Annotated in this window: 25 protein-coding genes and 1 pseudogene; 16 read left to right on the plus strand and 10 right to left on the minus strand. The window is 65.8% G+C overall.

Going from position 1 to position 22190, the window contains the following annotated elements:
* Positions 1-51: 51 nt before the first annotated feature.
* The 6 genes and pseudogenes from ACFOYU_RS08025 to ACFOYU_RS08050 all read left to right on the plus strand — a co-directional run.
* Positions 52-600, plus strand: a pseudogene (locus ACFOYU_RS08025) (hypothetical protein); the annotation flags it as partial.
* Positions 601-663: 63 nt separating this feature from the next.
* Positions 664-987, plus strand: coding sequence for a PRC-barrel domain-containing protein (locus ACFOYU_RS08030; RefSeq protein WP_377033180.1), 324 nt, complete (start codon positions 664-666; stop codon positions 985-987).
* A gap of 96 nt (positions 988-1083) precedes the next feature.
* Entirely contained in the window at positions 1084-1527 is a 444-nt protein-coding gene (locus ACFOYU_RS08035) for a hypothetical protein (protein WP_226741427.1), read from the plus strand.
* The gene (locus tag ACFOYU_RS08040) at positions 1524-2465 is read left to right on the plus strand and encodes a cation diffusion facilitator family transporter (protein ID WP_377033146.1); all 942 of its coding nucleotides are present in this window, start codon (positions 1524-1526) and stop codon (positions 2463-2465) included. The genes ACFOYU_RS08035 and ACFOYU_RS08040 overlap by 4 nt, the downstream gene beginning before the upstream one ends.
* A 111-nt stretch (positions 2466-2576) precedes the next feature.
* Complete coding sequence (locus ACFOYU_RS08045; protein ID WP_377033147.1) at positions 2577-3080, plus strand: peptide deformylase; 504 nt, start codon at positions 2577-2579, stop codon at positions 3078-3080.
* Positions 3081-3157: 77 nt separating this feature from the next.
* Entirely contained in the window at positions 3158-4105 is a 948-nt protein-coding gene (locus ACFOYU_RS08050; protein ID WP_226741424.1) for an NAD(P)/FAD-dependent oxidoreductase, read from the plus strand.
* Positions 4106-4116: 11 nt separating this feature from the next.
* Here the strand turns inward: ACFOYU_RS08050 and ACFOYU_RS08055 are convergent, their stop codons facing one another.
* Positions 4117-5136, minus strand: a complete 1020-nt coding sequence (locus ACFOYU_RS08055; RefSeq protein WP_377033148.1) for an alpha/beta hydrolase — start codon at positions 5134-5136, stop codon at positions 4117-4119.
* Positions 5137-5313: 177 nt separating this feature from the next.
* On the opposite strand from ACFOYU_RS08055, the gene ACFOYU_RS08060 reads away from it, so the two are divergent.
* A complete protein-coding gene (locus ACFOYU_RS08060; RefSeq protein ID WP_377033149.1) occupies positions 5314-6651 on the plus strand; it encodes a solute carrier family 23 protein in 1338 nt (445 codons plus the stop codon).
* 131 nt (positions 6652-6782) lie between these two features.
* Positions 6783-7643, plus strand: coding sequence for an SDR family oxidoreductase (locus tag ACFOYU_RS08065; protein WP_377033150.1), 861 nt, complete (start codon positions 6783-6785; stop codon positions 7641-7643).
* Positions 7644-7706: 63 nt separating this feature from the next.
* Here ACFOYU_RS08065 and ACFOYU_RS08070 read toward each other — a convergent pair whose 3' ends face one another.
* Positions 7707-7910 (minus strand): hypothetical protein, encoded by a 204-nt coding sequence (locus tag ACFOYU_RS08070; protein WP_377033151.1) that lies wholly within the window; start codon positions 7908-7910, stop codon positions 7707-7709.
* Positions 7911-8106: 196 nt separating this feature from the next.
* Here ACFOYU_RS08070 and ACFOYU_RS08075 point away from each other — a divergent pair, with 196 nt between their 5' ends.
* Positions 8107-8280, plus strand: coding sequence for a DUF1328 domain-containing protein (locus ACFOYU_RS08075; RefSeq protein WP_226741419.1), 174 nt, complete (start codon positions 8107-8109; stop codon positions 8278-8280).
* Between the two features lie 91 nt (positions 8281-8371).
* Here the strand turns inward: ACFOYU_RS08075 and ACFOYU_RS08080 are convergent, their stop codons facing one another.
* The gene (locus ACFOYU_RS08080) at positions 8372-8917 is read right to left on the minus strand and encodes a sigma-70 family RNA polymerase sigma factor (protein WP_226741418.1); all 546 of its coding nucleotides are present in this window, start codon (positions 8915-8917) and stop codon (positions 8372-8374) included.
* Positions 8901-9131, minus strand: coding sequence for a NepR family anti-sigma factor (locus tag ACFOYU_RS08085; protein ID WP_377033152.1), 231 nt, complete (start codon positions 9129-9131; stop codon positions 8901-8903). Before ACFOYU_RS08085 ends, ACFOYU_RS08080 begins: the two co-directional genes overlap by 17 nt.
* Positions 9132-9309: 178 nt before the next feature.
* Here ACFOYU_RS08085 and ACFOYU_RS08090 point away from each other — a divergent pair, with 178 nt between their 5' ends.
* The 5 genes from ACFOYU_RS08090 to ACFOYU_RS08110 all read left to right on the plus strand — a co-directional run bounded on the left by ACFOYU_RS08090 (position 9310) and on the right by ACFOYU_RS08110 (position 13241).
* Positions 9310-10113, plus strand: coding sequence for a response regulator (locus ACFOYU_RS08090; protein ID WP_226741416.1), 804 nt, complete (start codon positions 9310-9312; stop codon positions 10111-10113).
* Between the two features lie 297 nt (positions 10114-10410).
* Complete coding sequence (locus ACFOYU_RS08095) at positions 10411-10944, plus strand: hypothetical protein (protein WP_226741415.1); 534 nt, start codon at positions 10411-10413, stop codon at positions 10942-10944.
* Between the two features lie 353 nt (positions 10945-11297).
* Positions 11298-12122 (plus strand): PRC-barrel domain-containing protein, encoded by an 825-nt coding sequence (locus ACFOYU_RS08100; protein ID WP_377033153.1) that lies wholly within the window; start codon positions 11298-11300, stop codon positions 12120-12122.
* Positions 12123-12424: 302 nt separating this feature from the next.
* On the plus strand, positions 12425-12664 hold the full coding sequence (locus ACFOYU_RS08105) for a hypothetical protein (RefSeq protein ID WP_226741413.1): 240 nt from the start codon (positions 12425-12427) through the stop codon (positions 12662-12664).
* A 28-nt stretch (positions 12665-12692) separates the two neighbouring features.
* Positions 12693-13241: a hypothetical protein gene (locus tag ACFOYU_RS08110; protein WP_226741412.1), complete on the plus strand. Its 549-nt coding sequence runs from the start codon at positions 12693-12695 to the stop codon at positions 13239-13241.
* Positions 13242-13335: 94 nt separating this feature from the next.
* Here the strand turns inward: ACFOYU_RS08110 and ACFOYU_RS08115 are convergent, their stop codons facing one another.
* Positions 13336-13530 (minus strand): general stress protein, encoded by a 195-nt coding sequence (locus tag ACFOYU_RS08115; protein WP_226741411.1) that lies wholly within the window; start codon positions 13528-13530, stop codon positions 13336-13338.
* Between the two features lie 368 nt (positions 13531-13898).
* Here ACFOYU_RS08115 and ACFOYU_RS08120 point away from each other — a divergent pair, with 368 nt between their 5' ends.
* Positions 13899-14321 carry an HIT family protein gene (locus ACFOYU_RS08120; RefSeq protein ID WP_226741410.1) on the plus strand — a complete coding sequence of 141 codons (423 nt, stop codon included), beginning with the start codon at positions 13899-13901 and terminating at the stop codon, positions 14319-14321.
* A gap of 49 nt (positions 14322-14370) precedes the next feature.
* Here ACFOYU_RS08120 and glpK read toward each other — a convergent pair whose 3' ends face one another.
* From glpK to ACFOYU_RS08135, 3 genes are all read right to left on the minus strand, one after another.
* The gene (gene glpK / locus ACFOYU_RS08125) at positions 14371-15858 is read right to left on the minus strand and encodes a glycerol kinase GlpK (protein ID WP_377033154.1); all 1488 of its coding nucleotides are present in this window, start codon (positions 15856-15858) and stop codon (positions 14371-14373) included.
* 27 nt (positions 15859-15885) lie between these two features.
* Entirely contained in the window at positions 15886-17406 is a 1521-nt protein-coding gene (locus ACFOYU_RS08130; RefSeq protein WP_377033155.1) for a glycerol-3-phosphate dehydrogenase, read from the minus strand.
* Between the two features lie 77 nt (positions 17407-17483).
* Complete coding sequence (locus tag ACFOYU_RS08135) at positions 17484-18692, minus strand: MFS transporter (protein WP_377033156.1); 1209 nt, start codon at positions 18690-18692, stop codon at positions 17484-17486.
* Between the two features lie 309 nt (positions 18693-19001).
* Here ACFOYU_RS08135 and ACFOYU_RS08140 point away from each other — a divergent pair, with 309 nt between their 5' ends.
* Complete coding sequence (locus ACFOYU_RS08140) at positions 19002-20459, plus strand: DEAD/DEAH box helicase (protein ID WP_377033157.1); 1458 nt, start codon at positions 19002-19004, stop codon at positions 20457-20459.
* A 216-nt stretch (positions 20460-20675) separates the two neighbouring features.
* On the opposite strand, the gene ACFOYU_RS08145 is transcribed toward ACFOYU_RS08140, so the two are convergent.
* Both ACFOYU_RS08145 and ACFOYU_RS08150 read right to left on the minus strand, forming a co-directional pair.
* Positions 20676-21620 carry an acetamidase/formamidase family protein gene (locus ACFOYU_RS08145; protein WP_377033158.1) on the minus strand — a complete coding sequence of 315 codons (945 nt, stop codon included), beginning with the start codon at positions 21618-21620 and terminating at the stop codon, positions 20676-20678.
* A gap of 103 nt (positions 21621-21723) precedes the next feature.
* Positions 21724-22095 (minus strand): putative quinol monooxygenase, encoded by a 372-nt coding sequence (locus ACFOYU_RS08150; RefSeq protein WP_377033159.1) that lies wholly within the window; start codon positions 22093-22095, stop codon positions 21724-21726.
* Between the last annotated feature and the right edge of the window lie 95 nt (positions 22096-22190).

The raw sequence follows: 22190 nt of genomic DNA on the forward strand, positions 1-22190 counted from the left end.
GACTGAAAGCGTAGCCTCTTAGGAAGACCCTTCTGGAGAGGAGCACTTCCCATGACGCGGACGGTTACGGCTCTCTTCGACAGCTACCGCGATGCCGTTCAGGCGGTAAAGGACCTTGAGGCGGCCGGCATTCCTTCCAGCGACATCAGCATGGTGGCGAATAAGTCCGAGGACTGGCAGACGGTTTCCTTCGGCAACGCGGAGGATGCCAAGGACGGGGCCGGCACCGGCGCAGCCGTCGGGACCGCCGTGGGGGGAGGGGCCGGTCTACTCGCCGGGCTCGGCCTGGTGGCGATTCCCGGCCTGGGCCCCATGGTGGCCGCGGGATGGCTCGCCGCCACCGCCGTCGGGGCAGGAGCCGGAGCCGCCACCGGCGGGATCATCGGCGCCCTGACGGGGGCAGGTCTCAACGACGAGGATGCCCGAGTCTATGCGGAAGGCGTGCACCGGGGCGGCGCCCTGGTCTCCGTCCGGGTCGACGACGACCGGCACGCGGCAGCGCAGGACATCCTGGCCCGGGGCCATGCGGTCGATGTGGGGGCGCGGGCGCGGGTCTACGAAGCGTCCGGCTGGACCCGCTCGGACGACAGGGCCGGTCCGGCCTCCGCCCAGGCTGGCGCCAGCCGCACGACCTCGCCGGAGCCCCTGATCGCCAGCGACCGGGTGGAGGGCACGTCCGTCTACGATCCCAACGGGAAGCATATCGGCGCGGTCAAGCGCATGATGATCGAGAAGGTGAGCGGGCAGGTCGCCTACGTGGTGCTGGCCTTCGGCGGCATTCTCGGCGTCGGCGAGGACACGCACCCCATTCCCTGGGAGACTCTTCGCTACGACACGGATCTCGGCGGCTACCGGACCGACGTGACCGAGGAGCAGGTGCGCGGCGCTCCGGCGCTCTTCGGCGAGGAGGGCGAGAGCCGGCTCTATCGGGATCGGGAGCGGGCCCTGCACGATTACTACGGCGCCCGCTACTACTGGGGTATCTAGCCTTCCGGATGGAGATCGGAGTGAACCAAACGGCCCGGCTTCTCGTTCAACCTTGGCCGAGAGATGGAAGGTCGATGCCGTCCCATGTGTGCCCGAGTGTTCAGAGTTCTTGCCGCCACTGCCGCCCTCGGGGGGCTCCTCGCCGGATGTGACCTGCCCCGGGACCCGGAGGAGACCCTGGAGATGGTCCGGGGCAAGGAATTGCGTGTGGGAGTGCTGCAGTCGGACAGGAACGCGGAACAGGATCGGGCCGTCGTCGAGATCCTGGCCGAGAACCTCCAATCCCAGCCCGTCTACACGGAGGGCGATGCCCACAGGCTGTTCGAGGAGCTCGACCGAGGGCATATCCATCTGATCATCGGCGGCGTCCCGAAATCCACTCCGTTCAAGAAGGCCGGCTTCTCCAAGGCGGTGGGGCCGCTTTACGGCTCGGCCGAGGAGGAGAAGCGCGTTCTGGCCGTGCGCGCGGGCGAGAACGCGTTCCTGCTGAGGGTGAACCGCGCCATCGAGGCCGCGAAGGCCGCGGGAGCCTCGTCATGAGCGAGACTCATCCCGCATTGCCCGCCGAAATCGAACAGGCGATGCGGCGCGCCAAGAGGCTGTCCTGGATCAGCATCGGCCTCCTGACGTCCATCATCGTCGCCATGGCCCTCGTCATGGGCGGCAGCCAGGCCATGCGGACGGCCTGGGTGGAGGACATGCTCAGCCTTCTCCCGCCCATCGCCTTCCTCATTGCCCTGCGCCTGGAGGAGAAGCCGGCGACGAAGCAGTTTCCGTTCGGCTTCTACAGGGCCAACTCGCTCGCCTTTCTCATTGCCGCCACCGCGTTGACGGCCATGGGGGCGCTCATGCTCTACGAAGCGGGCGCCACCCTGATCAAACGCGAGCACCCGACGATCGGATCGTACAACCTGTTCGGCCACGAGATCTGGATGGGCTGGATCATGATCGCGGTCCTGATCTATTCCGTGATCCCGCCCATGATCCTGGGCCGGCTCAAGAAGCCCGTCGCCGCCAAGATCGCCGACAAGGTGCTGCACACGGATGCCCTGATGAATGCCGCCGACTGGCAGACCGGGCTCGCCGGCATCTTCGGGATCGTCGGCGTCGCCTTCGGCCTGTGGTGGGCGGATGCCGCGGCTGCGGGCTTCATCTCGTTCTCGATCCTGACGGACGGCTTGAAGTCGATGCGCTCATCCATCTTCGAGCTCATCGACGGCGCTCCCAGGAAGATCGACGGTCCCGAGATCGATCCGCTCGTGGACCGGCTGGTCGAGAGGCTCAAGGACGTGCATGGCGACGTGAACATTCAGGTGCGGGAGACCGGCCGCTTCATGCGGGCCGTGGTCGAGCCGCCCGACCGGCCCCATGTCTCCGGCGAGCGCGCGCGGTCGCTGATCGGCGACGACGAGGCCTGGCGCCTGATCGAGGTGGCCCTGGAGCAGCGCGAGGACAGGCCGGAGCGCGCGAAGGGATGAGGGGTGGATCCTCTTCGCCCATTCGGGCGAGGGGAGGCCGTTGCACCACTTGTCGTCTCCCATGCTAAAGGCTCGGGCGTCCAACTGCCGAAGCATGACGGAGAAGCGCCCTTGGCCGTGCGACCACTCGTGTTCTTTCCCGATCCCCGACTGCGCCGGAAGGCGGAGGCCGTCGCCGCCTTCGACGACGGGCTGCGGACGCTCGTGCAGGACCTCCACGACACCATGAAGGCCGCGCCGGGGGTCGGGATCACGGCGCCGCATGTAGGGATCCTCCAGCGGGTGACCGTCATCCAGCTCGATCCCGCCAGCGAGCGGAAGGTCTACGTCAATCCGGAGATCGTCTGGTTCTCCGACGATCTGATCCGGCACACGGAGGGCAGCGTCTCCATGCCGGGCGTGACCGAGGAGATCGAGCGTCCGGCACGGGTGCGGGTGCGTTACCGGGATGTGGAGGGCGCCGGGCGCGAGGAGGAGGCCGAGGGCTTCATGGCCGTATGCCTGCAACACGAGATCGACCAGCTCGACGGCATCTTCTGGATCGACCGCCTTTCCCGGCTCAAGCGCGAGCGCACGGTCAAGCGGTACGAGAAGCTCCGCCGCGCACAGGGGTGAGACTTCAGGGCATCGACCTTTTTCGGCTCTCGCGTGTTGTGCCTACTGCGACTCTCAGCAGGAGGATACGGACGCACATGCCTTCCGACGGCGACATTCTCGATTGCCTCATCATCGGCGGCGGCCCGGCCGGGCTCACGGCGGCGCTCTATCTCGCGCGCTTCAAACGCCGCTTCCTCGTCGTCGACAGTGGAGCGCCGCGGGCTGCGTGGATCCCTACGAGTCACAACATCCCGGTGTTCGCGGAAGGCATCTCGGGCAAGGACATCATCGCCCGCGCGCGGGAGAACCTGGAGCAGTACGGCCCCTGCATCGAAGCCGGCATGGTGACGGGCCTGCGCAAGCAGCCCGACCGTTTCGTGGCGCTGGTCGAAGGCAACGGCGCCGGCACGCGCCAGATCGCGGCCCGGCGCGTCCTGCTGGCGACGGGCGCGGTCGATATCGAACCGGATCTTCCGGACCTGCCGAACGCGGTTCAGCGCGGACTCATCCGCTACTGCCCGATCTGCGATGGGTACGAATCCCGCGACCAGAAGGTGGCGGTCATCGGATACGGCGACCACGGCCTTGGGGAGGCGGTCTTCATCGCCCGAACCTATTCCGACGACGTGACGCTCCTGACCCTGGGGCAGCCCATGCAGCTCGCGCCGGAGCAGCAGGCGAAGCTCGACGCGCACGGGATCAAGGTGATCGAGAATCCGGTCGAAGCCCTGGAGATGGAGGGAGACCGGATCGCCGCCATCAACGTGAACGGCCAGGAACACCGCTTCGACGTGCTCTATTCGGCGCTGGGCCTGAAATACCGCTCCGATCTCGCCGTTTCGCTCGACGCCGAGCACGATCCCTCCGGCAGCCTGATCGTGGACAGCCATTGCCAGACCTCGGTGAAGGGGCTCTACGCGGCGGGCGACATCGTGCGCGGCATCGACCAGATCGTGGTCGCCATGGGTCACTCCGCTCTCGCCGCCATCCACATCCACAATCACTGCGAACTGCCGACGGAAGACGAACCCGGCGGAGCGTGAGCCTGCAAGCCTTAAGCCAGCGCCTTCGCAAGGAGCGGGAGGCTCGTGTCCATGCGGTAGTCGATGGAGGAGTGGTTGTCGTGGAACTCCTCGTAGATGTGGGGCACGCCGGCCGCTTCGAGCTTCCGGTGCAGGATGCGCGAGCCGTAGACCAGGTTGTACTGGTCGATATCGCCGCAATCGATGAAGAGCAGCTTCAGCTTGCGCAGGGATTCGAGGTGCTCGGGCTCGTCCGCCATGCGCAGCGGGTCCCAGCGAAGCCAGTTGGCCCAGCGCTCGGCCATGAGTTCGCCCGTATGGAGATCGACCGGCAGCCGCACCCCGTAGAACTGGCTCGGATCCGGGTCGAAGGTCGCGGCCTGGGCCAGGATCATGAGGGTATGCCAGTCCGCATCCTTGGCCTTCGGGCCTTCCTCGAACTTGCGGATGAACGCCTCGATGGACATGCCGAAGCCGGACAGGTGGCGCAGGGCGCCGGCGAACTCGCCCAGGTGATAGAGATATTCGAAGCCCACATCCCCCGAATGGGAGGCGGCGGCCGACCAGACGGACCCGCCATGCCTGAGGGCGTGGACGAGGGTGCCGTAGCCGCCCGAGCTCTTGCCGAACACGCCCCGCCGTCCGTCGCCGCCGCAGCCGAAGCGATTCTCCACGAAGGGGAGCATCTCGCGGATGAGAAAGGTCTCCCAGGGCCCCGTCGCCGCGCTGTCGATGTACTGGTTGCCGCCGAGCCGGGTGAAGCAGTCGGGAAAGGCCACCACGACCGGCGGCATCATCCCGGTGGCGATCAGGCGGTCGAGGCGCTCGGGCACGTTCTCGCCGTAGTTCTTCCAGTTGGTGTGGCCGAGGCCGCTCCCGGTATACCCGGCGAGATCGACGAGGAGGGGCAGCCCGCGCCCGTCATGGCCGGCGGGGACATAGACGTCGATCCGGCGGCGGGCGGGGTCGCCGAGGAGATTGCCTTTCAGGCACTCGCTGTCGATCCGGAGAGTGTGAACGACGCCTTCCGGCGCGCTGTGGTTCCTGCGCATCGTCATCCTCGTTGAGTCGGGCTGGGGGCGGGTTTGACCGCATGGCGACCAAATGTCCATAAATGGGGCAGCCGCGGCGGTTAATAAGTCCTTACCCCACCTAGCCATTCCGAGGCTTCCGGCGCTACGGTGCGAGCACATTCCGCATTCAAACGGCCGTGACTTGGGGGAGTAATCATGTCCGACGGTTTCCTGCCACGATGGACCCTGAAAACCGAAGGGGTCATCATGCCCGACGAGCGTCTGCCGTCGGGTCAGATGTTCATTCTCGGGCTGCAGCATGTGGTCGCCATGTTCGGCGCCACGGTGCTGGCGCCGCTTCTGATGGGTTTCGACCCCAACGTGTCGATCCTCTTCTCCGGCATCGCGACGATCATCTTCTTCTTCATCGTGGGCGGCCGGGTCCCGAGCTATCTCGGATCGAGCTTCGCCTTCATCGGCCCGGTGCTGGTCGCAACGGGAGCCTCGGTCGGGGCGCCGAACCCCAACATTCCCCTGGCGCTGGGCGGCATCATCGCGGCGGGCGCGCTCTATTTCCTGATCGGCCTCGTGGTCCAGCTCGCCGGCCATCGCTGGGTCGAGCGGCTCATGCCGCCGGTCGTGACCGGCGCCATCGTGGCCGCCATCGGCCTCGTGCTCGCTCCCATCGCGATCTCGAGCGCCTCCGGCGTCACGCCCGACAACGCGGAAGGCACCGCCTTCGCCCGCTGGATCGCGCTCACCACGGTGGTGGCGGTCGGCATCATCGCGGTCTATGCGCCGGGCATCTGGCGCCGGCTGCCGGTGCTGGTCGGCGGGGCGATCGGGTATCTGGTCTATTTCATCTGCGCCAACATGCTGGGCCTCGGCCAGCCGGTGGACTTCACCAAGGTCGGAGAGGCGGCCTGGTTCGGCCTGCCCACCTTCCAGAGCCCGGTCTTCAACATCCAGGCCATCAGCCTGATCGCGCCGGTGGCGATCATCCTCGTGGCTGAGAACCTCGGGCACATCAAGGCCATCGGGGCCATGACCGGCCGCAATCTCGATCCCTATCTCGGCCGCGCCTTCATGGGCGACGGCATCGCCACCATGCTCTCGGGCGCCGCGGGCGGCACCGGCATGACCACCTACGCGGAAAACATGGGCGTCATGGCGGTCACCCGCATCTACTCGACGCTCATCTTCGTCATCGCGGCCGGCATCGCGCTGCTGCTCGGCCTGTCGCCGAAGTTCGGCGCCTTCATCGGCACCATTCCGGGGCCGGTTCTGGGCGGCCTGTCGATCGTGGTGTTCGGCCTGATCGCCGCGACGGCGGGCCGGATCTGGGTGGAGAACGGGGTCGACTTCTCGAACCCGCGCAACCTGATCACCGTGGCCGTGGCCCTGGTGCTCGGCGCCGGCAACTTCAAGCTGAACGTGGGGGGCTTCACCCTCGACGGCATCGGCACGGCGACCTTCGGGGCCATCATCCTCTACCACATCCTGAACATGGGACAGACCGCCACCGCCGCGGAGCGGCCGCGTGCTGCGGAATAGCCCTATCCCACCAGGAACACGCTTCTGGAGCCCGCGTTGAGAAACAACGCGGGCTTCGTCTTTTTACGGGCCTGCTTTCGTTCGTCGCCTCCGGTCCACGAGACCGCATCCTTCCACTTCGCGGAGACGTCATGAGCCCCGACCAGAACCAGACCCTGCCGCCGCAGACCCAGGACCAGCAGCCCGGTCGCGAGACCCAGATGAATCCCAGGCCCGACTACGAGCCGCGCTATCCCGGCAGCGGACGGCTCCAGGGCAAGACCGCGCTCGTCACCGGCGGGGACAGCGGCATCGGCCGCGCCGTCGCGGTTCTCTTCGCCCGCGAGGGCGCGAACGTCGCCATCGTCTATCTCAACGAGGGCGAGGATGCGCAGGAGACGAAGCGCCTCGTGGAGCGCGAGGGCGGCAAGTGCATGACGATCGCCGGAGACGTGGGCGATCCCGGCTTCTGCCAGGCCGCCGTGGACCGTACGATCAAGGAATTCGGCCGGGTCGACGTGCTGGTCAACAACGCGGCGGAGCAGCACCCGCAGAAGGAAATCGAGGACATCAGCGAGGATCAGCTCCAGCGCACGTTCCGCACCAACATCTTCGGCTATTTCCACATGGTCCAGGCCGCCATGCCGCACCTGAAGGAAGGCGCCTCGATCATCAACACCACGTCGGTCACGGCCTATCGCGGCAGCTCCGAACTGCTGGACTACAGCGCCACGAAGGGCGCCATTGTCGCCTTCACGCGCTCGCTGGCGCAGAAGCTGGCGGGGCAGGGCATCCGGGTCAACGGCGTGGCGCCGGGGCCGATCTGGACGCCGCTGATCCCCTCGACCTTCCCGGAAGACAAGGTCAAGTCCTTCGGGGCCAACACGCCGATGAAGCGTCCGGGCCAGCCGAACGAGGTGGCCCCGAGCTATCTGTTCCTGGCCTGTGCCGACGCCTCCTACATCACCGGCTCGGTCCTGCACCCGAACGGCGGCGACCCGACGGAGTCCTGACACGAAAAAAGGGCGGCACCATCAGGAGCCGCCCTCGATCTTCGTAGCGATGGCAGCGGCCGGTCAGCGCCGCCGCCGAACCCTCACGGGGACGGGAGCTGGAGCCGACGCCGACATGGCAAAGAAGAGCATCAGCGCGGAGAGAGATCCGCCGATGAGAAAAAGAACTTCTGCGATCTCGACGTTAGACGCCAGACCGGTCATGGCAGCAAAGGCCGCAATGATCGTGAAAATAAAAAATGCTCGAAGGGCAACTGGCCTGTTCATCGGATTCGTCTCCCAATTGTTTTGGGAAACGTGGGGACGGGAGGTCGGTTCCATACCTAAGGTGGGCTCCTTTATACTTCCGAGGCTTTCCCAAAAACTGTCCAATTGAGTCTTTTTGACGGAACTCCACAGTCGCGCTTGACGTTGGTTGAGTGTCATCGGCCCAGGCCGATCCCATAGTATGCGAGGTAACATCATGCTCGGTTGGGCAGTCACTTTTCTCATCATCGCGCTGGTCGCCGCCCTGTTCGGCTTCGGCGGCATCGCCGGCACCGCGGTCGAGATCGCCAAGCTCATCTTCTTCGTTGCCATCGTTCTGTTCGCCATCTCCGCCGTCATCGGTCTGATGCGTGGACGAAACCCGATGTGACGTTGCGGAACGAGTTGAAGACAAAAACGCCGCCCGGTTCGGGCGGCGTTTTTGTTGGCGCAGGGCAGGCGAGGGGGCGGAACGACAGGCCTCAGACCGAACTCTGAAGCGCGGCGCGGGTCATGCGGTCGGGACCCAGATCCTCTGCGTCGCCCACGTCGAGAGAGGCGGCGAGACGGGACCGGGCGCGGTTGACTCGGCTCTTGATCGTTCCGACGGCGCAGCCGCAGATGCTCGCGGCCTCCTCGTAGGAGAAGCCCGAGGCTCCGACCAGGAGCAGGGCTTCCCTCTGGTCCGGCGGGAGCGTCGCCAGGGCCGTCCTGAAATCCTCCAGATCCAGGTGCGAACCCTGCTCCGGCAGGGCTTTCAGCCGGCCGGCATAGGACCCGTCGGGATCCTCCACCTCGCGGCGGCGCTTGCGGTACTCGGAGTGGAACAGATTTCGCAGGATTGTGAACAGCCAGGCGTTCAGGTTCGTGCCGGGCTCGAAGCGATGAAGGTTGGACAGGGCGCGGAGGAGGGTGTCCTGGACGAGATCGTCGGCGCGGTCGACGTGGCCGGAAAGGGATATTGCGAAGGCGCGGAGGCTTGGAACGGCAGCGAGGAGAGCGTCTCGGAGGTCAGGCTCCGGAGTCATGGGATGTCTCCCTGTCCTTCTTCTCCAGCTGATCCAGCAGGTTCTTGAAGCGATCGGGGACAGGTTGCTGCATCAGCTCGTCGTACATGGCGCGCAACTGGTCGCCGATGCGCTTCTGGCTGGTGCTGTCGAGCTTGGGATCGGCGGCAAGCGTCTCGTTGAGGTCCGAGTCAGGTATGACACGAGCCAGCTTGTTCCCCTTCTCACCCGTCATTGGCATCCCCTTGCCATCCCCGATTCGACCGGGATAGTAACCTTGGCAGTATCTCAAATCGTTTTGAGCAACAACGCATATCCTCGTCGCAGGTTCCAACGGATGGAACTTTCGCATGGCTGCCGAGTTGAATGGTCCGTATCGGTACAATGAGTCAAAAGCACATAAGGGGAAGCGAATGTCGACAGCTCAGCTTGTCGTCCAGCACTTACCGTATCTTCGACGCTATGCCCGAGCCCTCACAGGCAGCCAGATGGCGGGCGATGCCTATGTTGCGGCCACACTTGAAACCCTGGTAAGCGAGCCTGAGACGATCGGCCCTTCCGGTAACGTGAAGGTCGAGCTTTTCCAGGTCTTCACGCGGATCTGGAATTCCCTGTCGGTCAATGGCCGCAGCGACCAGATCCAGCGCGACCTGCCGGCCGAGGTTCGGCTGGGGCAGATCACTCCGCTGCCGCGTCAGGCCTTCCTGCTTTCCTGCCTCGAGGGCTTCGGAGAGGAAGAGGTCGGCCAGATCCTGAGCGTCGACACGCAGACGGTCCGTGAACTGGTCGACGAGGCCGGGCGCGAGCTGGCCGCCGACATGGCCACCGACATCCTCATCATCGAGGACGAGCCGCTCATCGCCATGGATCTCGAGGCCCTGGTCGAAGGGCTGGGCCACAACGTCACCGGCGTGGCGCGGACCCGCACCGAGGCGGTCAAACTCGCTTCCACCAAGCAGCCCGGTCTCATCCTGGCCGACATCCAGCTGGCCGATGGCAGCTCGGGTCTCGATGCGGTGAACGATCTTCTGAAGTCCTTCGAGGTTCCGGTGATCTTCATCACCGCTTATCCGGAGCGCTTCCTCACCGGCGAACGGCCGGAGCCGGCCTTCCTCATCGCCAAGCCCTTCCAGCCGGCCAACGTGTCGGCGGTCATCAGCCAGGCGCTGTTCTTCCAGCAGAGCGCCCGGCGGCGCGAGGTGCGGGCGACGGCCTGACCTTAATATTGCCAAGCTTGAAAGAAGTAAAAGCCCAGCCGAAAGGCTGGGCTTTTTCGTTATTGCAAAGCTGTGAGGAAATAAAAAAAGACGGGCTATAAAGCCCGTCTTAAGGTGCCGGCCAATGCACAAGGGGAATGCGGGGAGGACCAGGAGGCCGGTGCTTAAAGAACGCCAGTCTTCGACTAAAGGTTCCAGGTACTTTATTGAGTTTTTGCCGAAGTTTTCCTTAGGAACAGGACAGATACGGTCGCGTTGTTTTCCCACAAGATGCCGATGGGAAAGCAGGAGACGAGGATGTTCCGGACACCCGCAACAGTCATTGGGCTGGCAGCTGCGGCCTTTCTGGCGGGGAGCAAGGCTCCCGATGCGTTCAGCACGGCATCCCTTGCCGGTTCCGAGCCCGCCTCCCTTCAGGCCGCCCTTGCCCGGCAGGTCGTGTCCTCGGCCAAGGCGGACCGCATGGATGCCCCTCTCTCCCTGGAGGAGCGCCTGACGGTCTCCACGGTCGAACTGGTGGGCGTGTCCCAGGCCACCGTGATCCTGCGGGACCGCAACGGCGCCATTCTCTACAAGTCCGACCCGCAGTCCGGCACCACGACCTTCTCCAAGAACACCGAGCTCCCGGTCGTCACCCTCAAGGAAGAGACGCGTGGGCCCGCCGTGCAGCATCCGACGGTGCGGCGCGAAGGCAACGAGGCGCCCGCGGCCAATCCGAAGAAGCGGCGCAATCCGGTCGGCTGCCTCGGCGACGTCAGCCCCCTGGCGCGGGCCAGCGCGGACCGCTCCCCGAGCCTGTGCCTCGCGCTGCTCCAGCATTCGCTCATCTGATCGCGAGGGGCGGCCGGAGGCCGGCCGCCTGCAATTTGACGCGAGCTGCGCTTTCCGCTCGCGGCACGGCCCCGGGCCGACCTTGTTCCGAACGGAAGACGACGGCGGAACAATTTGCTCCAGCACAGGTTGATTTCATCAAGCTGGACGGTTCGCGCCCGTGCATGTCGGGTGGAACATTTCTTTTGTTGTCCAGTAATATTAACAAGTATTCATGTTCAGGCTGCAAATAAGCAGCGCCGCTCTCTGATGAGATATTCGGGGTCTCAGGGAACGATTACATGCGGCTCGCGTTTTGCCAACGCGCAGTATGGCGCATGAAGCGATTCAACGTACTTTCAGGAGAATAACCGATGCTGAAGACGCATATGGCGGCGTGCCTCGTCGCGACCATGTTCGTGGCGGCTCCCGCTCTCGCACAGACCTCGACGACCCCCTCCGGTGCGACGGATCGCCCGGTCGCTGCCGGTTCCGGCTCCACGGCGACCGGATCGCCTGCCATGCAGCCCAACACCGCCAACCAGGCCAATCCGGCTGCCGGCGGCATGTCCTCTCCCAACACTTCCGCCATGAACCAGGGTGGCGGCGCTCAGGGCCAGTTCATGACCCAGATGCAGCCGAACCAGATCATGGCCTCCAAGCTGATCGGCACCCGCGTCGTGAGCAGCAACAACGAGTCGATCGGTGACATCAACGACGTGATCGTCGATCGCAACGGCCAGGCCGTGGCGGCCGTGGTCGGCGTCGGCGGCTTCCTCGGCATCGGCGAGAAGGATGTCGCCGTTCCGTTCGATTCGCTCGAATTCGCCAGCCGCGACCAGGTGAATGCCATGAGCGGCAACAATGCCGGCGGCAACAACGCGGGCGGCAACGTCACCACCACCGGTTCGACTGCAGGTACTGCGACCGGCACCACCGGCACCACCGGAGCCGGCGGCGCCATGAGCGGCAACACCAACACGGCCGGCGCCTCCAACTCGACCGCCGGCAGCGGCGGCAACACCAATGAGCCGGAGCGCGTGGTGCTGCGCATGACGAAGGCCGAACTCCAGGCCGCGCCTGCCTTCAACACGAGCGGCAACAACAACGACAACAATGCCTCTGGCGCGGGCGGCGCGTCCGGAACCGGCACCACCGGCACCACGGGTGCGGGCGGCACGACGGCTCCCCAGCAGTAACCCGTCCTATAGCGGCATCGGAGCGGCGTCCGGCGAACCCCGGGCGCCGCTTTTCCATGGGACGGCTGCCGTGGGGGCGAAGACAAAATAAAAGGCGCGGTCATGAATGACCGCGCCTTGTAGGGTGCCGGCCCGAGGGGGCAATCGAACCGACCCGGTCATAACACCGCGACATGCGGTTGGTTCCGTAAAGATCTCTCTTTTTTGCCAGGAGGAACCGGCCGGTGCCTCCGGACGAGTTGCCGCATGAGGAACCGCGGCCATCCCGATACGTTGCTACGCAAGTACGGTGGGAGGAAGCCATGACCGCAACCAACGAAGTCGACGCCATTCTATCCCGTGAGGAACTGCCCGACGAATTCTGCCGCCTGGCATCGAGCTCCGCCCCCGGAGAGAAGCCGTCCATCGCCTCGATGCTGAGCGGGGTGGTCGCGGCGTGCGAGCAGCACGACGACGCCATTTGCCCCCTCCTGCTGCGGCGCCACCTGATCATTCCGGCATGGCAGAACAGTTTCGCAGTGCGGCCGGGGCAGCACATCTGAGGCCCGTAAAGTTAGGTTTGTTCAGTTCATGACCGCGACCCATTCGTTTTTCCATGAATCGGGGCCCGTCTCCGTCCTTTTTCACCCCAACACGGTTCCGATCGTCGATATTTTCCGCTGCATCAGCAGCTTCGACGATCAATACGATCTTGCCCTGCTCAACGGCCCGGAACAGGCCCTGATGGGGCTGACGCGGCCGGAAGCGGCGAAGGCGATCATTTCCGACGCCCTGCTGCTTGCCTTCGCCCTCGACCGGCAGCGGAGCCAGCCCCTGCAGCACGGGCCGATGAACTCGCGCCGGGGCAGCATGGACGAGTACTGTCTCATGGCCCTGATCGGCTCCGCGCGCATGCCGGATTCGGAGCTCGCCTTCGAGGCGGCTTCCGTGCTCGGGGTGGCGTCCCTCGACCTGATGACGTCCCTTGCCTCGGATCTGATCCGTCAGATCGACAATGGCGGGCTCATGTTCACCACACCGAGCGTATCCGAGTTCCGAGGCGTGGTGGGCGAGCGCGTGCTGTTCGAGGACGATCTGGGCGAGGTCCTCGGCCGATCGGAGCTCCGGTTCCGGTTCTGAAGGCGCGGGCTTCGGCCCGCTTTTTTGCGCATCGCCGGGACAAAAACTAAAGGGGCCGCTGAGCGGCCCCTTTACTTATGCAAATCAGTAAAAATCATTCCTGATTGTTACGGGTGCTACCCGAGGCCTGACCGCCTTTGCGGCCTGCTTCGGAGGCGAGTTCACGGTCTTGCGAGAAAGACCGCTTCTCGGCCGGAACGCTCTTGCCGCCTTTGCTGGCGATTTCGCGCTGCCGGTCACCGTCCATCGATGCGAAACCACGCTTCGAAGTCGAACTTCCTGTCGCCATCACATGCCTCCTTAACCGGATGTTCTACTGTCCTGAACAACCACCCTTAATTTCGATAGTTCCGCTTATTAGTTGGAGTTTTTAGCGTTTGCTTTGGCTCTACTGCAAAGCTAGGCTGTGGCATCGGAGGGTTCCTGTACGGCCGGCTCGCTGCCGTTCCGGCAGGGCTCATGGGCTCGGCCGCAGATCCGCCGTCGCGTCCGCTCGGGAAGACGGGACTCGATGGCTGTACGGGCCACGCCCGGTCGGCTATCCCTGTCCCCGGCTCCGCGCCTGCAGCGAGGGGAGGCGGGTCCCGCGCCCGCGGCATCCACCCGACGCGCGGCGACCGGCCGGAGCCTCAGGCGCGGTCATCAGAAGGACGATCCATGAGCTACGACAAGGACAACGTTTTCGCGAAGATCCTCAGGGGGGAGCTGCCGTGCCACAAGGTCTACGAGACCGACAGGGCGCTGGCGTTCATGGACATCATGCCGCGCGGCGACGGCCATGTTCTCGTCATCCCGAAGGTCGAGGCGCGCAACATCTTGGACATCGCGCCGGACGCGCTGGCCGATCTGTCGAAGGACGTCCAGATCGTCGCCAAGGCCGTGAAGCAGGCCTTCGACGCGGACGGACTGACGATCCAACAGTTCAACGAGAGTGCCGGCGGCCAGGTGGTGTTCCACCTGCATTTCCACGTGATCCCGCGCTTCGAGGGCGTTCCTCTCAAGCCCCATACCGGCCAGATGGAAGCGCCCGAGAAGCTGGCCGAGGCGGCCGAAAAGATCCGCGCCGCCCTGCGAGGGTAAGAATCGGGAACGGAGGGCGGCGGCCTCGCCGGGAGGCCACCGGATCGACTTACTTCGCCCAATCGAGCGACCGCTCGACCGCCTTGCACCACTCCGCATAGAGGCGCTGGCGCGTGCCGGCGTCGAAGGTGGGCTGCCAGCGCTTGTCCACGGCCCAATTCCGCACGAGTTCGTCGGTCCCGGCCCAGAAGCCGGTGGCAAGGCCGGCCGCATAGGCCGAGCCGAGGGCGGTGGTCTCGATCACCTTCGGGCGCAGGACCGGCACGTCGAGAATGTCCGCCTGGAACTGCATCAGGAGCTCGTTGACCACCATGCCGCCGTCGGTGCGCAGCTCCTTGACGGCGATCCCGGTATCCTTGGTCATCGCCTCCAGGACCTCGCGGGTCTGGAAGGCGGTCGCTTCCAGCGCCGCGCGGGCGATGTGGCCCTTGTTGGCATAGCGCGTGAGGCCGCCGATCAGGCCCCGGGCGCCTGCGTTCCAGTGCGGGGCGTAGAGGCCGGAGAAAGCGGGGACGATGGTCACGCCGCCATTGTCCTCGACGCCGCGCGCCAGGGTTTCGATATCGGTGCTGGCCTGGATGATGCCGAGATTGTCTCGCAGCCACTGCACGAGGGCGCCGGCAATCGCGATGGAGCCTTCCAGGGCATAGACGGTCTTGCCCTGTCCGAAACGGTAGCCCACCGTTGTGAGCAGGCCGCACTTGGACGGGTAGGGGGTCTCGCCGGTGTTCATCAGCATGAAGCAGCCGGTGCCGTAGGTGTTCTTGGCGTCGCCTTGCCCGAAGCAGGCCTGGCCCACGAGTGCCGCCTGCTGGTCGCCGAGAATGCCGGCGATCGGCACGCCCGCCAGAAGGTCCACCGCCTCGCCGTAGATCTCGCCCGACGACACGATGGTGGGAAGGCAGGCGCGGGGAATGTCGAACAAGGCCAGGATCTCGTCGTCCCAGGCCAGGTCGTGCAGGTTCATGAGCTGCGTACGGCTGGCATTGGTCACGTCGGTGATGTGGCAGCGGCCGCCTGTGAGGTTCCAGACGAGCCAGCTGTCCACGGTGCCGAAGAGCACGTCGCCCGCCGCGGCCTTCTCCCGGGCGCCGGGCACGTTGTCGAGAAGCCAGCGCAGCTTGAGGCCGGAGAAATAGCTCGTCAGGGGCAGGCCGGTCTTGTCGCGCAGACGGTCGTAGCCGCCGTCCCTGGCGAATTCCTGCACCATCGGGTCGACGCGGGTATCCTGCCAGACCAGGGCGTTGTGCAGGGGCTTGCCGGTATGCCGGTCCCAGATCAGCGTGGTCTCGCGCTGGTTGGTGATGCCGATGGCGGCGAGATCCCGGGGCGCCAGGCCCCTCTTGGCCAGGGCGTCCGCGATGACGGCTTGCGTGTTGCGCCAGATCTCCAGCGAATCGTGCTCCACATGACCCGCCTTGGGATAGATCTGCTCGTGCTCCTTCTGGGCGACGGAGACGATGCTTCCCGACCGGTCGAAGACGATGAAGCGCGAGCTGGTCGTGCCCTGGTCGATGGCGCCGACGTAGTTGGCCATGATTTCCCCCGAGAGTTCAGATGCGGCTTATTGGGCGGCGATGGCGGCCGCGTTCCGCTTGGCGATGTGGGCGTCGATGGCCTGAGCGGCGCCCGGAGGCACGTGCAGGCCGAGCTTGGACCGGCGCCAGAGGATGTCCTCCGAGCTGCGGGCCCACTCGCGGCGGACCAGGTAATCGACCTCCGCGGCCGTCAGGCCGGCGCCGAAATCCTCGCCGAGATCGGCCATGGACTTGGCCGAGCCCAGAAGCTCCTCGATCCGGGTGCCGTAGGCGCGGGCGAGCCGGTGGGCGAGGCCTTCCGGCAGGAAGGGCCAGCGCGACCGGACGGTGGCGAAGAACCGGTCGAAATCCGCATCGGGCATGTCGCCGCCCGGCATCTTGGCCGTTTCGGTCCAGGCCGGCTTCATGCCGGGGAAATAGGATTTCAGCTCCTCGAGCGCGTGCTCGGCGAGCTTGCGGAAGGTGGTGATCTTGCCGCCGAAGATCGACAGGACCGGCGCCTGGCCGGGAGCCCCGTCGAGATCGAACACGTAGTCGCGGGTCACGGCGGAGGCGTTGGAGGAGCCGTCGTCGAAGAGGGGGCGCACGCCCGAATAGGACCAGACCACGTCCGAGGGCTTCACCTCCCGCTTGAAGAAGTGGTTCACCACGTTGCAGAGGTACTGGATCTCGTTCTCGTCGATGACGACCTTCTTATCAGGGATGGCCTCCACCGGGATATCCGTGGTGCCCACCAGGGTGAACTTCTCCTGGTAGGGGATCGCGAACACGATGCGCTTGTCCGTGTTCTGCAGGATGAAGGCCTCCTTCGTGTCGAAGAGCTTGGGCACCACGATGTGGCTTCCCTTCACGAGGCGCACGTTCTTCTGGGTGTTCAAGCCGAGCTTGGAATTGAGCACGTCGGCCACGAAGGGGCCGCCCGCATTGACGAGGGCGCGGGCGCGCACCTCCGTCGTCTCGCCGGTCTCGGCGTTCTGGAGCGTGGCGACCCAGACGTCGCCCTCGCGCCGCGCGGCGGTCAGCTTCGTGCGCACGCGGATGTCTGCGCCGCGTTCGAAGGCATCCAGCGCGTTCAGCGCCACCATGCGGCTGTCCTCGACCCAGCAGTCGGAATAGACGAAGGCCGTGTCGAAGCCCGGTTTCAGGGCCTGGCCGGCCGGATGCCGGGTGAGCTTGATCGTCTCCGTGCCCGGCAGCTTCTTGCGCGGGGCGAGGTTGTCGTAGAGGAAGAGGCCGATCCGCACGAACCAGGCGGGGCGGATGCCCTTCTCGTGGGGCAGGATGAAGCGCAGCGGCCAGATGATGTGGGGCGCGGAGTTCAGCAGGCGCTCGCGCTCGAACAGGGCCTCGCGGACCAGACGGAACTCGTAATATTCCAGATAGCGCAGGCCGCCGTGGATCAGCTTGGTGCTGGCGGAGGAGGTGTAGCCGGCGAGGTCGCCCTGCTCGCAGAGAACCACCGAAAGGCCCCGGCCGACAGCATCGCGCGCGATGCCCGCGCCGTTGATGCCGCCGCCAACAATCAGAAGATCAGTCACTGTCGTCACGAACGCGTCTTTCCTTGAGACCGGGCGATCCCGGTCTCCTGCAAATGTTTCCTTTAGCCGTCTAACGCAAGGCTTTTCTAGCGGGATTCACCGCCCCTCGCCACGGCGAGGTTTAGCATGAAAGCGATGAGGGAGCAGAGGGCCATAGCGAAGCACAGGAATACGACAGCGTCATAACTCCCCCTCCAGGCCCAGAGCGCTCCGAACGCGAAGGGCGTCGCCGCCATGGAGACCCGGACCGGCATGGCGATCATGCCTTGGATCAGGCCGTAATTCTCGCGCCCGAACAGCTCCGGCGGCAGGAGCGCCCTCACGATGGTCATCATCCCGGCGGAGGCGCCGTAGAGGGCCGCGAAGGCCAGGATCAGCCAGGAGCCCGGGGGGATGAAGGGCAGGAGGCCGAAGGCCAGGACGTTGAGCCCCATGGTGAGCACGCCGACGCCCTTGAGGCTCAGCGCCCGCTCCCCGAACCCGGTGAGGAACCGGGCCGCCACCTGGGCGGGGCCGATCACCGCGAAGGCGGCGACGGCCGAATCGAGGCTGAAGCCCCGCTCGACCAGGAGCGGGATGAGGTGGACCGGGATGCCGGTCGCGATCATGCCCTGGAGCACCGACGTGACCACGAACAACCAGAACGATGCCGAGGTGAGGACCCGCCGCGCGCCCGAGGGGGGCGGTGCGGCCGGCCCGGGTCCCGGGTTGGCCGCATGGGCGCCCGAGCGCGGAATGCTCAGCCCTTCCAGCACGGCGCAGAGGCCGAGATTGAGCCCTGCCAGCACCAGGAGGGCTCCGCGCCAGCCATACGCCTCGATCAGCAGGTGGGTGAGAGGGATGAACACGGTGCTGGCGAAGCCCGCCACCAGGGTCATGAAGGTGATCCCCCGCCGGGTCAGCAGGTGGAGGTGGCCGGCCAGGATCGCGAAGGCGGGCTCGTAGAACACCGCGCTCATGGCGATGCCGAGGCCGAACCAGATCAGCAGGAAGGACGGATAGCTCTCCGTCTGCGACCAGAGGGCGAGGAGAGCGGCCGCCAGGATCGAGCCGCCGGTCATCACGGCCCGGCCGTAACCGAGATCGATGAGGCGGCCGACCGGCACAGAGAAGAGGGCCGAGGAGCCCAGCGCCAGCGAAAAGGCGGCCGTCAGTGCCGTTTTCGACCAGCCGAGCTCCTGCTCCATGGGCTCGATGATGAGCGCGAAGGCATAGAAGATCGTCCCATAGGAGATCGTGACGGCAATCGAGAGCGCCGAGACGAAGCGCCAAGGCATGCGAGGGGGAGAGGACATGGCGGCCTTGAGACAATCGTCCGAAAGAAGAACGATCCTTGCTCTTATGTCATCGGCGGCGGTTGACGGATAGGCCTTTAGCCCTCATATGCACAACACGGCGTCAGCGCTCCGCATCCGGAGCCGCTTGAGCGGGACTGCGTGACGGATATTCGCCGCAACGGCGAAGGCCCGGTCCCCTTCTTCAATCGCTCCAACCGTACGACGGCCCCATCACGCGGGTTGTCGCCTTAGAGCCCGGAAACGCCTGTTTCCTTGGAAGATCAAGCCTTTAGGGCTCGCCAATATCTGTTCGAAAGACAATACCCTTTGACCCTATTCTCCGATTTCGGATTGGCTCAGCCGATCCTCAAGGCGCTCGCATCCGAGGGCTATGAGAAGCCCACGCCGATCCAGGCGCAGACCATTCCGCTTGCGCTCGAAGGCCGCGACGTGTGCGGCATCGCCCAGACGGGAACCGGCAAGACGGCGGCCTTCGCGCTGCCGATCCTCCACCGCCTGGCCCAGAACCCGCGTCCGAAGGCCCCCAAGGGCTGCCGCGTGCTGGTGCTGAGCCCGACCCGCGAACTCGCCGGCCAGATCGCCGACAGCTTCCGGGTCTACGGCCGCAATCTCCGCCTCTCGACTTCAGTCGTGTTCGGCGGCGTGACCATCGGCAAGCAGGAGCGTGAGCTCTCCGGCGGCGTCGACGTCCTCGTCGCCACCCCCGGCCGGCTGCTCGACCTCATCGACCGCAAGTCGCTGACCTTGCGCGACGTGGAAATCCTCGTCCTCGACGAGGCCGACCAGATGCTCGACCTCGGCTTCATCCATGCGCTCAAGCGCATCGTGAAGCTGCTGCCCGCCAAGCGCCAGAGCCTGTTCTTCTCGGCCACGATGCCGAAGACCATCTCGTCGCTGGCGGACGACTTCCTGCGCGATCCGGCCAAGGTGGCCGTCACCCCGGTGGCGACCACGGCGGAGCGCGTGGAGCAGAGCGTCATGTTCGTCTCGACGGGCCGCAAGCAGGCCCTGCTCGAGATCGTCCTGAAGGACGAGAGCATCGACCGCGTCCTCGTCTTCACCCGCACCAAGCACGGGGCGGACAAGGTCGTGCGCTCGCTCGACAAGGCCGGCATCGTCGGCGCGGCGATCCACGGCAACAAGTCCCAGCCGCAGCGCGAGCGGGCCCTTGCGGCCTTCCGTGACGGCAGCTGCCGGGTTCTGGTGGCGACCGACATCGCGGCGCGCGGCATCGACGTCGAGGGCGTGTCTCACGTCATCAACTACGACCTGCCGAACGTTCCGGAATCTTATGTCCACCGCATCGGCCGCACGGCGCGTGCCGGCGCGACCGGCCTCGCGATCTCGTTCTGCAACGACGAGGAGCGGGCCTACCTGAAGGACATCGAGAAGCTGACCCGCCTCAAGGTGCCGGTGGCGAGCCTGCCGGAAGGCTTCTCGGCCGGTCCGGTCGGCGGCGAGGCGGCTCCCGAGCCGCGCCGCGAGCAGCCGCAGCGCGGACGCCCGGCCCCCCATGCCCGCGGGCACCAGGGCCACGGCCAGCCCCGTTCGGCCGACCCGAACGCGGAGCGCGGCCCCAAGCGCCGTCGCGGTCGCGGCGGAAAGCCCGCAGGCGGACAGCCGGGCGAGGCCCGTCAGCCGCAGGCGGCCCAGCACGGCAAGCCCGCCCAGAAGGCGGCCCCCAAGGCTGCTCCCCGGCGTGGCGACGGCCGCAACGACGGGATGCAGGTCGCATGGCTCGACAAGGCGCCGCGGCGCCGCTGAGGCCTGCTCAAAATGACGAATAAATAAAGGCGCCTTCGGGCGCCTTTTTCGTTGCTTGGGTTCCCCAGCCGTCATTCCGGGGCGAGCGCAGCGAGAGCCCGGAACCCATAACCGCTACGATGCAGGATGAGGCAGGAAGCTCATCGTTCTCTCCTGAAGCCTTCGTATTCATAGGTTCCGGGCTCGGCTCTTCGAGCCGCCCCAGAATGACAACCCTCAGTTCTTCGCCTGCAGCAGGCTCTTCTCCAGCATCACGTGGACGCCCTTGTTGCCGTTGACCACCTGGGTGATCCGCAGATCGGCCGCGAGGCTGCACAGGGCGTAGGCCTCCGCCTTCTCGATGCTGGTCCGGGCGACGATCAGGTCGATCATGTCGCGCAGGGCGATCACCACGCATTGATCGAGGTCGGGATCGAACGCCATGGTCATGACGTGCGTCTCCGTCTCGGCCATGGGCCAGGTGAGGCGCATGTCGTCCCGCAGGTGCAGCTCGAAGGTGCCGATCAGGCCGGTCTCGATGGCGGTGACGCAGACCTCGCCGTCGCCCTGGACGCCATGGCCGTCGCCGACGGAGAACAGGGCGCCGTCCACGTGGATCGGCAGGTAGAGCGTGGTTCCCGCGACCAGTTCCTTGTTGTCGAGGTTGCCGCCGTTGCGGCGCGGCGGCAGCGTGCTGAGCGCCCCCCAGGCGGCGGGCGGCGCCACGGCCATCACGCCGAAGAAGGGCTTGAGCGGAAGCTCCAGGCCCCAGGGGAGGCGGCCGGTCATCCGATCCCGGTCGAGCGGGATGTGCATCAGGTGCATCTCGTCGAAATCGTCGGGCAGGGCGCCCTTGAGCGGCGCCACATAGGTGAAGCCCCAGTCGTAATGCAGGTCGATGGCCTTGATCCGGACCTCGAGAACCTGACCCGCCTTCGCGCCCCGAATGGCGACGGGTCCCGTGCAGATGTGGCCCGGCAGCTTCGGCGTCCGCGTCGCGTGAATGGCGGAAAGGGCCTCGGGCACCGCGAGGGGCGCCTTCGGCATCACCTCCGGACTGCCCGACACGGTCGAAATCGTGACCGTGTCGCCGGAATCGACCGTCACGAGCGGTGCGAGTCCGGCGTCGAAATAACCCCAGTGAACGGTGTCGGGGGAGGCATCAAGTCGGTGTTCTGCCACGGGAATCCTCTGCGCATGGAATGCCGGCGCGGGCCTTCGCGGCGCACCGGCACGGTGGTTGAAATGTCTCGCATTCCCTTGAGGCAAGGGCAACCGGGTGACCTCACCACGAGGCGAAGAACGTGAAGTCCCGGCGTATCGGCTTCCAGGTCTGCACCTGCCGCGGCTCGCGCAGGAGATCGGGCAGGCGCTCCCAAAAGGTCTTGCGGTAGTCCCGGTGCATCTGGACCTGCACCACGTCGTCGAGATCGGCCCAGGTCTCGTAGAGCATGAAACGGGACGGATCCTCCGGGTCCTGGTGCAGGACGGCGTTGATGAAGGTCGGTTCGTGGCGCATGGCGTCGAGTACCGGCGTCAGCAGGTCCAAGAATGCCTCTTCGCAGCCCGGCTTGAGGGCAACGGTGATGATGAAGGTCACGTCGTCTTTCGGGCCGTCCTGCCTCTCCTCGCGGGCGAGATCGGGATGATGTCTCATGGGCTCTCTCCTTCAGGTGCGATGCACGGAGGATCGTCCCTGGTGGGAGCGAAAGAAATTACCCGGCAGGTAACGGTCCGTTCCTGTCGAGCGCC

It is taken from the genome of Microvirga sp. GCM10011540 (genome assembly GCF_042650665.1).
Taxonomy (GTDB): Bacteria; Pseudomonadota; Alphaproteobacteria; order Rhizobiales; family Beijerinckiaceae; genus Microvirga; species Microvirga lenta.